Consider the following 14,045-nt stretch of genomic DNA (forward strand, 5'->3'; position numbering starts at 1 on the left):
CCTCCTCATACTCAAAGGTATGGGTGACAGTGCATAACCACTGCCGGGTTCCCCCATTCGGAAATCTACGGGTCAAAGGTTGCTTGCACCTCTCCGTAGCTTATCGCAGCTTACCGCGTCCTTCTTCGGCTGATATCGCCAAGGCATCCACCGTACGCCCTTAAAATCTTTACTTATTTTGCGCCATAATTTGCGACTATCTTCGTTGTACTGCATTCAGCTCATCTTGCGTATACAAATACGCGGCGATTTTGCTTCATTGGTACGCCTCGATATTCATCAAATTCTGACGAAAATCAATTTGATTTTTAGACATGCATTAGATACATTGTCGTTTTTTGTAGCCGTACATTTTCATGTACGTCACCAATAAGTCAGAGAATTATTTCCTATGTGCTCGGGTCAACCTACTTAGAAATTCTAAGAGATGACCTTACAAATATATATAATAATTATCTTCTATGTAGTTTTCAAAGAACAAATCTGCCGATAAATTCCGTGTTACTCGTCGTTGCATTCGTTTCACTTGTCTTACGTAATTACCATTACGTGGCGACGTCGTTCAACTCATGCGCATAGATTAACGCGTAATTTATACGTCATATTAAATTGAGAAATCATTTACAGATCTCTCAAAACCGAACAATGTAGGTTGTAAGTACAGCTAGCGCATATGCTACGTCTACTTACTGGCCAAAGTGTCGACCTAAGTGACATCCAAGCTCTTGGCTCGGTGTATGTCTCCCTAGAAAGGAGGTGATCCAGCCGCACCTTCCGATACGGCTACCTTGTTACGACTTCACCCCAATCATCGACTTTACCTTAGACGGCTGGCTCCCGAAGGTTACCCCACCGGCTTTGGGCACTTCCGACTTTCGTGGTGTGACGGGCGGTGTGTACAAGGCCCGGGAACGTATTCACCGCAGTATGCTGACCTGCGATTACTAGCGATTCCGACTTCACGTAGGCGAGTTGCAGCCTACGATCCGAACTGAGAGAGTGTTTCTCGGGTTTGCTCCACCTCGCGGTTTCGCTTCCGTCTATTAACTCCCATTGTAGTACGTGTGTAGCCCAGGTCATAAGGGGCATGATGATTTGACGTCATCCCCGCCTTCCTCCGCATTGTCTGCGGCAGTCTCTCATGAGTTCCCACCCGAAGTGCTGGCAACATAAGATAGGGGTTGCGCTCGTTGCGGGACTTAACCCAACATCTCACGACACGAGCTGACGACAACCGTGCACCACCTGTTTTCTGGCTTCCGAAGAAGAGGAACCATCTCTGGTTCTGTCCATCAATGTCAAGACCTGGTAAGGTTCTTCGCGTTGCGTCGAATTAAACCACATACTCCACCGCTTGTGCGGGCCCCCGTCAATTCCTTTGAGTTTCAACCTTGCGGTCGTACTCCCCAGGCGGGGTACTTATTGCGTTAACTCCGGCACAGAAGGGGTCGATACCTCCTACACCTAGTACCCATCGTTTACGGCCAGGACTACCGGGGTATCTAATCCCGTTCGCTCCCCTGGCTTTCGCGCCTCAGCGTCAGTTTTCGTCCAGAAAGTCGCCTTCGCCACTGGTGTTCTTCCTAATATCTACGCATTTCACCGCTACACTAGGAATTCCACTTTCCTCTCCGATACTCTAGATCAGCAGTTTCCATCCCATCACGGGGTTAAGCCCCGAACTTTTAAGACAGACTAACTGATCCGCCTGCGCGCGCTTTACGCCCAATAATTCCGGACAACGCTTGCCACCTACGTATTACCGCGGCTGCTGGCACGTAGTTAGCCGTGGCTTTCTATTCCGGTACCGTCAAATCCTCGCACTATTCGCACAAGAACCATTCGTCCCGATTAACAGAGCTTTACAACCCGAAGGCCGTCATCACTCACGCGGCGTTGCTCCGTCAGACTTTCGTCCATTGCGGAAGATTCCCCACTGCTGCCTCCCGTAGGAGTCTGGGCCGTGTCTCAGTCCCAATGTGGCCGTTCATCCTCTCAGACCGGCTACTGATCATCGCCTTGGTGGGCCGTTACCCCTCCAACTAGCTAATCAGACGCAATCCCCTCCTTCAGTGATAGCTTATAAATAGAGGCCACCTTTCATCCAGTCTCGATGCCGAGATTGGATCGTATGCGGTATTAGCAGTCGTTTCCAACTGTTGTCCCCCTCTGAAGGGCAGGTTGATTACGCGTTACTCACCCGTTCGCCACTAAGATTGATAGAAGCAAGCTTCCATCGCTCTTCGTTCGACTTGCATGTGTTAAGCACGCCGCCAGCGTTCGTCCTGAGCCAGGATCAAACTCTCCAAGATATCTTGAAGCTATTTGAATAGCTCATTATTTGTTGTCGTTACATGTAAGTAACTTTGAATTATGGTTGGTTTTGACTATGTCAAAACCCGCACTCTGGCATATGTTCAATCATATGATTGATTACCTATCATTGTTCAGTTTTCAAAGATCTGTTTGCTAGTCACTGTCGTGCGCTAGCGACTTGATTATAATACCAAGTTCAGAGTATTTCGTCAAGCACTTTTTTAAAACTTTTTGAATTAAATTCACATGTTTTAATGATGTGCTGTCATCCGATTTACGCTGTGTCCTAACGACTTGTATTAGTATATCACAAACAAAGAAAACGTCAACCGCTTTTTCATCACTTTTTACAACTTCATTATTAACTCATTTATAATCAATATTTTGCCTTACGTAGCTTGTTACTATATCATTACTATTTCATATAAAAAACACGTATTTACCTAGTATTTTGATAGTTTACTATCATACATACTATAAGAAATACGTGCTTTTTATAATGCTTATTCCGCTATATATGAGTGTTTACGAATTACGAAATGATATAAAGCTAGTGCTATGATCATTATGAGTGATGTAATTTGATATAAAGATTGATAGCCTAATGCATTTGCAATTAAGGCTAAGATAACCGATCCAGCCCCGACGGCTATATCAAGTGCTAAAAAGTATGTTGCTGTAGAAACGCCTGCACGTTCTATTGGTGCTGATTGAACTGCTAACGCTTGAAATGCAGGTTGAGCAGCTCCATAGCCTAGCCCAAGTAATGGCGCAGTACAAATAATCCCAACTGGAGTCGATACCACTCCAAGAATAGCGAGGCCTACGATAAATAGGCCTACACCAGGATAGATGACGAACCGTGATCCATATCTAGCATATACTTTGCCTACTAATGGTCGGCTAATAATTATCATGAGCGCAAACAAAGCAAAGAACACACTCCCCCATACACCTGCTCCCATACTATTCAATTCAATAGGAATAAATACTAGAACACCAGAATATGTAAAACCTATAAACAATCCCATTAATGCCCAAGGAAGACTTCGTTTCTCTATAAACTGAGATATACTCCATCCCTTAGAAGATTTTTGTTTCGGTTTAGCTAACTCTTTTGGCAATCGAATGACATTACTCAAAATAAAAGCTAGCGCAGTCATTATAGTCAGAAAAATATATAGCGCTGAACTTCCATAGGCTTGTAATGTATATAAACCAACAGCAGGCCCTAATACCATAGCAATATTTGAGAATACAGCAAACATATTGATGCCTTCACCTTTGCGTGAAGCAGGCAAAACAACTACGGCCAGTGCTGCCATAACAGTAGTACCTAATGCAAATATAGCGCCATGTATGCCCCGTAGCACAAAAATCGTTTGTAACGATGTGGTTAAATTAAACAACCCCATAATAATAAAGAATAAAACAGATGAAATCAATAAAATTATGCGTTTATCCAACCCATCAATTAAACGTCCTGCAAAAGGACGACATAAGATGGTCCCGATTTGGAAATATGTCATAGCCAATCCCGCATCTAAAGCGGTACCACCTAATTCAGCTGTTAAAATTATGGGCAATGCCGCCACTAAGACATATTGGGTCATATAAAAAATGCCACTACTTACACCATAATTGATAAAAGCAGGACTCCATAAACGTTCTGAACTCACTATATCACTCTTTCTACTTAAAACCTTATATAGTCTTTATTGTATGTTATTTCTCTTTGAATCACAATGATCTCACTCATAAGAAAAACCCCAATCGCAATAAAATGCGATTAGGGTTTATAGCTTTCACCATAACAATCAAATTATTGATTGCGAATGTCGTTCTTATTTCTATTTTTCCAGAGCACCCATAAAGATGTAGCGACACAGATGGAGGAGTATGCACCACTGGCGAAACCAATAATCATACATAGAGCGAAGTTTTTTGTTGTATCCCCACCAAATACAAATAGAGATACACAGGCAAACATTACAGTAGCTAATGTATAGATACTACGATGAATACTTTGTGCAATAGAAGCATTCGCCAAATCTTCAAATGTATCAGTACGTTTATGAGTATGAGCATTTTCACGAACGCGGTCAAAGATAACTACAGATTCGTTCATGGAATAACCTACAACGGTTAAGATGGCCGCCAAGAAAGATGCATCGATTTCTAATTGGAAGAATGAGAATACACCTAATACCATAATCAAATCATGGAAAATAGCAGTCAATGCAGATACGGCTATTCTATATTCAAAACGATAAGAAATATAGAGCGCCAATACAGCAAAGGCAATAACAAGATTCAATAGCGCATGTTGCGTTACTTCAGAGCCGATAACAGCACCAACGGTTTCAATACGTTTTACTGTGTTTTCACCGATATCACTATTCAATTTTTCTACTACAGCTGCACTTTCACTTGGCTCCAAGTTACGAGTTCGAATCATAACATCTTCGCCTGCTGTTTCTGCAGTATCACCAGACAATTGAATTTGTGCATTTTCAAGGTCGAATGTTTTCAATACATCACGAACTTGGCTAACCTCTACAGGTTTAGTGAATTGAACCTCTACAATGGTACCACCAGTATAGTCAATACCAAAGTTAAAGCCTTTTGTAAAAATAGAAATTAAACTAATGATTACTAGAATGGAGGAAATCACAAACCACCAACGATGATGTCTAATTACGTTGAAACTCATTTGCGCTTACCTCCTTTCAAAGATTTTGGTGCAAAATCATCAGAACTTTTACTTGGTGAGATATTAGCACCAAACCAGAATGGATGATTAGTAAAGTTACAATCAATTAATAGGCGAAGCAAGAAATGGCTGACAGTAATCGCTGTAAACATACTTACAACAACACCTACGCCCAAGCTGATAGCAAACCCTCTTACCGGACCAGAGCCTAAGAGTGTCAAGATACCAGCTGTGATGATAACGGATACGTTCGCATCAGTGATTGTAGAAAGAGCCCGTTTAAAACCAGCCTCCATAGCAACACGCATGGATTTACCAGAGAAAACCTCTTCCTTAAAACGTTCGAAAATCAGGATGTTCGCATCTACCGCAACACCCATAGACAAGATAATACCCGCAATGCCCGGCAAGGTCATAGTTGCATTAAAACCTTTACCTAACACGAGAAGTAATAACATAACATATACAAGCAATGCTACATTGGCAACAAAGCCGGATAAACGATAGAGCAAAAGTAAGAATACCATGATCATGGCAATACCAGCGCCAAATGCTACTACGGATTTATCCTTTGAATCTTGACCCAAAGAAGGACCTACAGTACGAACTTCAAGGACATTAATTTTTACAGGTAATGCACCAGAACGCAATAAAATTGCTAAATCTTTTGCTTCATCTAAGGACTTACTACCAGAAATAGTAGCCTTACCACCAGTAATAGCTTGTTGTACTACAGGGTTGGTTAATACTTCACCATCGAGAGTAATGGAAATATGACGACCAATATTTTTAGATGTTAAATCAGCAAATTTCTTTGCCCCTTCATCACTAAGCTCGATAGCAACTAAAGGTTGTTTATTTTGACCCATTTCCTCTTTTGCATCTTTTAGGTCATCACCGGTCATAACAGTTTCGCCTTTTTCATTTTTAAATTCAAGGACCGCTGTTTTACCGATACGTTTCATTGCTTCATCAGGATCTTTGACACCTGGTAATTCAATGATAATACGTTTTGCCCCTTCCCGTTGCACAATAGGTTCAGACAGACCCATTTCATTAATGCGTCGTTCAAGAATTTGTTTTGCTCGTTCTACCGCATCATTATCAGCTGTACCATGCTCAGTATCCTCTGCTTCTAGCACAATATGCGTACCACCTTGTAAATCAAGGCCTTGCTTTAATGAACCGGCTAGGGGTCCAATAAAATACGCAAAACAACCAATAATTGCAGCAATAACGACTAAGAATTTAACTATAGCCTTGCCTTTCAAAATCGTTGCTCCCTTCTAAATAACATGAATTACACCCTGTTCTGTAACGATAGCGGGCATACGTTGATCATAGCGTTCCATTGGAATCGGATTTTTCATAATTTGCGCTTCCCATGCGACACCAATATAGTTCGATGGTGAAAGCCCCTTAAGAAAACGGTCATAATAACCATTTCCCATTCCCATACGACCACCAAGCCGATCAAATCCGGCACCAGGCACTAGCACAAAATCAATATCCTTAGGATCAATGATTTCATAGGGTTCCTTTGGGACACGGATATTTAGGACGCCATGCACTACATCGTGAAGATTATGAAGTCGTACAGCAATCATCGTAGTCTTATCAGTACAAACAGGTACATAAACGCGTTTACCTGCCTGTAAAGCATGTTCTATAACATCATCCAAATTGGCTTCTTTAGGCATCGCTAAATAGGCCATAATCGATTGTGCCTGTTCATACTGAGGTAATTGAACAATCTCGTGACACAGCTTAGGTGCCCAAGATTCACAATCTGCAATAGATAAAGCAGCGCGCTGGGACTTGCACGCCTGGCGCACTGCTTCTTTTGTTATCATTACTTAGTTTCCTTATTTTTTTTAGAAACTACGGATGCGATAGCAGTACGAGCAAATGTCATTTCTACTTTTTCCGCTACTTGTACCTTAACTTTTTCATCATCAAGTTCGATAATTTCGCCATAGATACCACCAATAGTTACAATTTTTTGGCCTTTTTTCAAGCTGCTCAACAAATTAGTACGTTCTTTTTGTTGTTTCTTTTGTGGACGCCACAACAAAAAATAAAAAATTACGACCATCAAAAGGATTGGCCAGCTAGTTTGTAAAATTTGTTCGATATCACCCATGGGTAATCCTCCTCACTAAAATTCATCTTATCTTTATAAGTATATCTATTCAAAATGAATTTGACTAGTTTTTTTATATTATTTATTAAAGTTATCCCAAAATTGCATTCTAAATTGAGAGAATCGATCCTCTAAAATAGCTTTACGCATCTGGCGCATAAACTCTAATAAGAAATATAAATTATGGTATGTAACAAGTCTCAATGCTAAAATTTCTTCCGCCTTATATAAATGACGCAAGTACGCACGAGAATAGTTTTTACATGTATAACATTGACAACCTTCTTCAAGAGGGCCCCAGTCATGCGCATATTGAGCATTTCGAATATTAAGACGCCCATGCCAAGTCATGGCCATCCCATTTCGCGCAACTCGTGTAGGATATACGCAGTCAAACATATCAATTCCGCGAGCCACCCCTTCTACCAAACAGTCAGCTGTACCAACGCCCATCAAATAACGAGCTTTATTGGTTGGCAACAACGGTGTTGTATATTCGAGAATTTCATTCATCAAATCATGTGGTTCCCCTACAGATAAACCACCAATGCTGTATCCTTCAAAGTCCATCGCCACTAATTCAGCTGCACTTTGTTTGCGCAAGTCTTTATACATACCGCCTTGCACAATACCGAACATACCTTGTCTATCATGAGCATGACGAGCCTCTTGACATCGATGTGCCCAACGCGTAGTACGCGCTGTAGAGCGTTTCGCATAATCATGTTCTGCAGGATAAGGAATGCATTCATCAAAGGCCATCGCAATATCAGATCCAAGTTGTTCCTGTACTTTTGTGGCCACCTCCGGGGAAAGAAATTGTTTAGATCCATCGATATGAGATCTAAATGTTACCCCTTCTTCGGTAATCTTACGCATATCGCCTAAGCTAAATACTTGGAAACCACCACTATCCGTAAGGATTGCTTGATCCCAGTTCATAAATTTATGAAGGCCACCAGCTTCCTCTACGAGTTCAGGACCAGGTCTCAAGAACAAATGATAGGTGTTGCTTAAAATCACTTGTGCCCCAATGGCCTTTAGCTCTTCTGGCGTCATCGTTTTTACTGTCGCCTGTGTCCCGACGGGCATAAACATAGGTGTTTCATACGTGCCATGTGGCGTATGTAACAAACCCGCACGAGCACCTGTGTGAGGACATGTTTTCTGTAATTCATATGTAATACTCGGCATAGAATCTCCTAACGTATAAACATAGCATCGCCAAAACTAAAGAATCGATATCGTTCTTTTACAGCTGCTTTATAAGCTGCTAAACAATGTTCACGACCGGCTAGTGCACTAATGAGCATTAATAATGTAGATTGTGGTAAATGGAAATTGGTTACCAATGCATCTACCATCTTAAATTTATAGCCCGGATAGATAAAGATTTTTGTCCACCCACTTGTGGCATGTAGTATACCATCATCAGTAGAGGCTGATTCCAAGGTGCGAATCGATGTAGTACCTACTGCAATAATACGCTTACCCTTAGATTTTGCTTCATTAATACGACGCGCTGTATCTTCAGATACGCTGTAGAATTCGCTATGCATATCGTGATCTTCAATAGTTTCTACGGATACAGGTCTAAAGGTACCTAAACCAACATGAAGGGTAACAAACTCGAGCTCTACACTTTTAGCTTTAATTTTTTCTAATAGTTCCGGTGTAAAGTGTAGTCCCGCTGTTGGAGCTGCAGCAGATCCTTTTTCCTTTGCATACACCGTTTGATAGCGATCCTTATCCTCAAGTTTTTCATGAATATATGGTGGTAACGGCATTTCACCAATTTCTTGAATAATATCATCAAATACACCATCGCAGGTAAATTCCACGATACGACCGCCAAAATCAGTTTTATCTAATACAGTTGCTTTCAACCGCTCATCAAACACAATAACCTGTCCAATCGGACATTTCTTGCCAGGTTTAACGAGACATTCCCAGCGATTTTCTCCACATGGTGTTAGTAGTAAAACCTCAACCTTGCCACCGGAACCCTCTCGTTGACCATATAATCGAGCTGGGATAACCTTCGTATTATTAAACACGAGGACATCTCCTGCTTGTAATTCATCAAGTAAATCGTAAAAATGCGCTTTATGTGTATACTCACCAGTTATTTTATCCAATGTAAGCAAGCGCGATGTGTCGCGAGGCTCTACAGGATGTTGAGCAATAAGCTCCTCTGGTAAATCATAATCAAAATCTGTAACTTTCATTCTTATCCTTAATACATTTTTTTCAATGTAATACCACTATAGTAATGTCTTAAAATTGTTTGATAATAATTGGTATCACCCGTACCAGCTCGTTTCGCCATTTCAGCGGCGCCCCATTGTGACATACCAAGACCATGGCCCCACCCATGACCTTTAATGTACACTGTATCATTCTTGCCTGTGAAAGTATGATACGACTTACCGGTTGAACTTGCTGGATTTTGATTGACATAAAAATCAAATAATGTTGACTTTAAACCTAACATGCCCCGCAAATCATCACCGCTTACCGTAACCTTACCAGCAGTACCAACGAAGGTCGCCGATTTAATACGCCCAGATACGCCTCTATCGGCTGTAGCCTTGCCAGGATTTCCCAATGGGGTTAATTGAATACTTTTCAACTTACCCACTCCCTTACTAGCAGCATTTAACTTGCCCTCTAAAGTGCTACGGCTTGTGGATACTGTCCAATTTGACGCACTAGAATTGCTATTTGAAAAATCTTTAACACCTTTCAAGTACGGAATATCATTGCCCCATACATTGACACTGTCCTCAGTATAGCCACCACCATCAGAATGGAACAAGGCATTAATAGGACGATTATTATATAGCATAACAACGCCTTTAGTATGATTAACAGCAGCCGTAGTACTTTGTGTTTCACCGCTCACACCACCATATACTTGATGATCTGTAGACGTGCTCACATCATAGAGCTGATTTTTATTTTGCTCCATCGTATGTAGTGCATACGTACGAGCCGCTACAGCTTGCGCTTCTAAGGCCGCTGCTGGCCAAGATGGAATCGCCTCTTGTGGAACAACACCATATAAATACGATTCCAATGGAACTGCATTAATAACCATCATAGCTCCATTATTGGCCCGCAATGTAAGAGCCCCTCGATACGCTTTGCCTTCAAAGGTAAAAATATCACCACTCGTAGGTTTTAATGTGACAACAGAATCAAGAGCTTTGCCATTAACAGCAATCTTATTGCCTCGTACACCTACGGATACAACCTTATGACTACCAACCTTACCATTATTGCTAGTAAGAACGGTTACACCATTTGCACTCGATACGGAGGCATCTTGACGACGAGATCCAAGTAAAACGCGAACGTCCGGTGTATTTTCTACACGAACGCGCGTTGTTACTTGTTCTACTTGATTCTTCGTCACCACCGCGGCCGTTGCACGAGATGCTGTAGTAGAAGTTGTAATCTTCGGTTTTACAGCAGTAGTATTAGCAACCTTTGGTTTTGCATTGGCTACGGTCGTACCCTTTGGTTTTACGCTTGATTGTGCAGTAACCTTAGGTTTAACAGTTGTAGTTGCTGTAACTTTAGGTCTAATAGTCGTAGATGCAGTAACCTTTGGCACCGGTTTTGTAACAAGCGGTTTAAACGTGGATTTTCCAATAGTTCCACGCACAGCTTTTACAGGAGTTTTTCCCGACACCGTTGTTGATGATTTAGCTACAACAGGTTTTGTTCCCGATTTACCTACTACCTGTGCAGCCTCAACAGTTGCAAAACTATGAATGCCTAACAATAATGTTGTCATAATCATTAATGGTAATTGTTTCTTTTTCATTTTATTTCCCTGTTTGCGAAATACCTAGATGATCATAAGCCAATTTAGTAGCCACACGCCCCCGCGGTGTTCTACCTAAAAATCCCAATTGCATCAAATATGGTTCATACACATCTTCGATGGTATCTCTCTCTTCACTAACAGCAGCCGCTATTGTTTCTATCCCCACAGGGCCACCATCATAATTTTCAATAATACACTTCAACACTCGTCTATCAATGCGGTCAAGTCCCATCTTATCCACATGTAGACGTTTTAGCGCTTCATCTGCAATATCCGCAGTAATAACGCCATTCCCCACAACTTGTGCAAAATCGCGAACCCGTTTCAACAATCGATTCGCAATACGCGGTGTTCCTCTTGAGCGGCGTGCTATTTCACTAGCACCAGCCTGCTCAATGCCGATATTCAAAATATCCGCTGCACGAGTTACGATAAATTCTAATTCTTCTTGTTTGTAATATTCCAAACGACTCACGATACCGAATCGATCACGCAATGGTGCAGCCAATGCCCCAGCTCGTGTCGTCGCACCAACCAAGGTAAATTTGGGTAAATCAATGCGGACGGAACGCGCACTTGGTCCCTTGCCGATGATGATATCCAAGGCATAGTCCTCCATAGCAGAGTACAATACCTCTTCTACACTTCGTGAAAGTCGATGAATCTCATCGATAAACAAAACATCATGTTCATCAAGATTCGTCAAAATAGCAGCTAAATCTCCGGCCTTTTCTATAGCAGGACCTGATGTTATACGAAAATTAACACCCAGCTCATTAGCAATAATGCCAGCTAATGTGGTCTTACCTAGCCCTGGAGGACCATATAACAGAACATGATCTAAGGCTTCACCACGCTGTTTAGTAGCTTGAATATAAATATTCAGATTATCCTTAGCCTCTCGTTGGCCAATATACTCATTAAAATACTTAGGTCGAAGACTATATTGCCATACGTCCTCTTCTCGATCACCGCCGCCTACGAGGCGTACTTCTTCGTTCATGGCTAACGTCCTTTCCCAAGTTCAACTAAACAAGCTTTTATCAATGCAGATACATCTTTTGAACCATCGTTTAAGGATTCAACTAGTGCTTCCACATCTTTTTGCGCATATCCTAATGATACCAGTGCCTCAATCGCCTCCCCGCTCGGTCCGCTATGAGTAACACCAATTGATTGGATGGCTGAAGGTGTTTCAACACTAATCTGAGTCATCTTCACTAACTTATCCTTTAATTCTAGGACAAGACGCTCTGCCGACTTTTTCCCTATACCCGGTAATTTTGTTAATTGTTGTACCTGACCATTAATAACAGCCAATTTGAAAGCCTCTGGCGTCATGCCTGACAATATGCCTAAGCCTACCTTTGGCCCAATCCCAGAAACAGAAATGAGCAGAATAAAAAGTTCGTACTCATCCTCTGTCCAGAATCCGTATAGTTGCATCGCATCTTCCCGAACATTGAGATAGGTAAACAATGTGGCCTCTTGCCCCTCTATTAATTGTTGTCGTGTAGTGGTTGGCACATACACACGGTACCCTACACCATGTACATCTACATAACAAGATTCCTTGAATAGATGTGTTACAATGCCTCGTACATACCCAATCATTTAATTAACCTCATCAATCTATCTTGGTGAGAACTATGCGCCGTACAAATGGCAACTGCTAATGCATCCGCCGTATCATCGGGCTTAATTTTCTCACGAATCCCCAAAATATTCATGGTCATGTAAATAACCTGATTTTTATCGGCCTTACCATAACCGGTAACAGCCTGTTTAATTTGTAATGGCGTATATTCATATATAGGTATTCTCTGTTGCTCTGCGGCCAGCAATATAATCCCACGCGCTTGACCTACCTTAATCGCCGTCGTTACATTACGATTAAAAAAGAGTTCTTCTACACCAAATTTATCCGGCTTATATTCCTCTAAAATATCGCTTAAATCATTAAATAAGATTTCTAAACGCTGTGCATCCGTTAGCTCCTTCGGGGTCGTAATAGCCCCATAGGCTACTGGCGTTAGCTTGCTTCCCTGCACGTCAATAATGCCATAGCCACAAATTGCCGTACCTGGGTCGATTCCTATAATCCGCACTCCATCCCCCTCAGTTTAAAAATGAGATAAGCCAAAGCTTACCTCGTAACACTCATAATCTATTTTATTATAGCATATTAGAACATCGAAATTCATGAAATCACGATATTTTTATTACCTTTTTACAAGGAGAAACTAGAGGAAGACAAAAAATGAGGAGTGCTCCTAGAGCACTCCCTGTTTCTATTATTCTTCTTCGTCGTCTGGCAAAATACCATTGTGATATACGTTTTGTACATCATCAAGGTCATCCAAAACATCGAGCATTTTTTGCATTTTTTCAGCATCGTCACCAGATAATTCGATAGTTGTATCTGGAATCATGGTAATCTTCGCCACTTCAGTTTCTATACCCGCATCAGCCAAGGCTTGTTCTACTGCATCAAAATCTTCTGGTGTTGTATAGATTTCAAATACATCATCTTCCGCTTTAAGATCTTCTGCACCCGCATCAAGAGCCAACAATGTCAATTCATCTTCATCGTGACCTTCTTTATCGATAACGAATACACCTTTAGATTTAAACATCCAGCCTACACAACCGCTTTCACCAAGATTACCACCTTGTTTGGAGAAGGCATGGCGCACATCGGCAGCTGCACGGTTACGATTATCCGTCATAACCTCTACAGTAACAGCTACACCGGCAGGACCGTAACCTTCATATACGATTTCTTCGTATGCGTTCATATCCGTAGCGCCAACGCCTTTATCGATAGCACGTTGAATATTATCCTTAGGAATATTGTTTTCACGAGCTTTTTGCAAAGCCAATTTCAAGCGCATATTACCTGTTGGATCCGCACCACCCATGCGTGCTGCTACTGTAATTTCACGACCGATTTTCGTAGCTAATTTAGCCTTCAACGCATCGGTTTTACCTTTTTTATGTTTAATATTTGCCCATTTTGAATGTCCTGACATAGACGC

12 protein-coding genes and 2 rRNA genes are annotated in these 14,045 nt (G+C 41.6%); all 14 read right to left on the reverse strand.

The genetic code is table 11. From position 1 onward, the window contains the following. A 23S ribosomal RNA gene (locus tag VAHSUH02_RS08965) occupies positions 1-174 on the reverse strand; the annotation flags it as partial. Positions 175-749: 575 nt separating this feature from the next. Beyond that, positions 750-2,312 (reverse strand): 16S ribosomal RNA (locus VAHSUH02_RS08970). A gap of 507 nt (positions 2,313-2,819) precedes the next feature. Beyond that, positions 2,820-3,995 (reverse strand): MFS transporter, encoded by a 1,176-nt coding sequence (locus VAHSUH02_RS08975; protein WP_038148734.1) that lies wholly within the window; start codon positions 3,993-3,995, stop codon positions 2,820-2,822. 143 nt (positions 3,996-4,138) lie between these two features. After that, complete coding sequence (gene secF, locus VAHSUH02_RS08980) at positions 4,139-5,029, reverse strand: protein translocase subunit SecF (protein ID WP_005378319.1); 891 nt, start codon at positions 5,027-5,029, stop codon at positions 4,139-4,141. Then, positions 5,026-6,300 carry a protein translocase subunit SecD gene (gene secD, locus VAHSUH02_RS08985; RefSeq protein WP_005381799.1) on the reverse strand — a complete coding sequence of 425 codons (1,275 nt, stop codon included), beginning with the start codon at positions 6,298-6,300 and terminating at the stop codon, positions 5,026-5,028. Before secD ends, secF begins: the two co-directional genes overlap by 4 nt. 15 nt (positions 6,301-6,315) lie before the next feature. Continuing rightward, the gene (locus VAHSUH02_RS08990; RefSeq protein WP_005382975.1) at positions 6,316-6,882 is read right to left on the reverse strand and encodes a 5-formyltetrahydrofolate cyclo-ligase; all 567 of its coding nucleotides are present in this window, start codon (positions 6,880-6,882) and stop codon (positions 6,316-6,318) included. Beyond that, positions 6,882-7,172: a preprotein translocase subunit YajC gene (gene yajC, locus VAHSUH02_RS08995; protein WP_005378318.1), complete on the reverse strand. Its 291-nt coding sequence runs from the start codon at positions 7,170-7,172 to the stop codon at positions 6,882-6,884. Before yajC ends, VAHSUH02_RS08990 begins: the two co-directional genes overlap by 1 nt. 78 nt (positions 7,173-7,250) lie before the next feature. Continuing rightward, positions 7,251-8,366: a tRNA guanosine(34) transglycosylase Tgt gene (gene tgt / locus VAHSUH02_RS09000; protein WP_005382977.1), complete on the reverse strand. Its 1,116-nt coding sequence runs from the start codon at positions 8,364-8,366 to the stop codon at positions 7,251-7,253. 8 nt (positions 8,367-8,374) lie between these two features. Continuing rightward, positions 8,375-9,400, reverse strand: a complete 1,026-nt coding sequence (gene queA, locus VAHSUH02_RS09005; protein WP_005382978.1) for a tRNA preQ1(34) S-adenosylmethionine ribosyltransferase-isomerase QueA — start codon at positions 9,398-9,400, stop codon at positions 8,375-8,377. Between the two features lie 8 nt (positions 9,401-9,408). Further along, the gene (locus VAHSUH02_RS09010; protein WP_005382979.1) at positions 9,409-11,004 is read right to left on the reverse strand and encodes a SpoIID/LytB domain-containing protein; all 1,596 of its coding nucleotides are present in this window, start codon (positions 11,002-11,004) and stop codon (positions 9,409-9,411) included. Position 11,005: 1 nt separating this feature from the next. Continuing rightward, positions 11,006-12,010, reverse strand: coding sequence for a Holliday junction branch migration DNA helicase RuvB (ruvB, locus tag VAHSUH02_RS09015; RefSeq protein WP_005378326.1), 1,005 nt, complete (start codon positions 12,008-12,010; stop codon positions 11,006-11,008). A gap of 2 nt (positions 12,011-12,012) precedes the next feature. After that, positions 12,013-12,621, reverse strand: coding sequence for a Holliday junction branch migration protein RuvA (gene ruvA / locus VAHSUH02_RS09020; RefSeq protein WP_005378323.1), 609 nt, complete (start codon positions 12,619-12,621; stop codon positions 12,013-12,015). Then, the gene (ruvC, locus tag VAHSUH02_RS09025; protein ID WP_005381796.1) at positions 12,618-13,115 is read right to left on the reverse strand and encodes a crossover junction endodeoxyribonuclease RuvC; all 498 of its coding nucleotides are present in this window, start codon (positions 13,113-13,115) and stop codon (positions 12,618-12,620) included. The genes ruvA and ruvC overlap by 4 nt, the downstream gene beginning before the upstream one ends. A gap of 186 nt (positions 13,116-13,301) precedes the next feature. Beyond that, positions 13,302-14,039, reverse strand: a complete 738-nt coding sequence (locus tag VAHSUH02_RS09030) for a YebC/PmpR family DNA-binding transcriptional regulator (RefSeq protein WP_005381764.1) — start codon at positions 14,037-14,039, stop codon at positions 13,302-13,304. Positions 14,040-14,045: the final 6 nt, after the last annotated feature.

This window comes from Veillonella atypica KON (assembly GCF_002959915.1).
Taxonomy (GTDB): Bacteria; Bacillota; Negativicutes; order Veillonellales; family Veillonellaceae; genus Veillonella; species Veillonella atypica.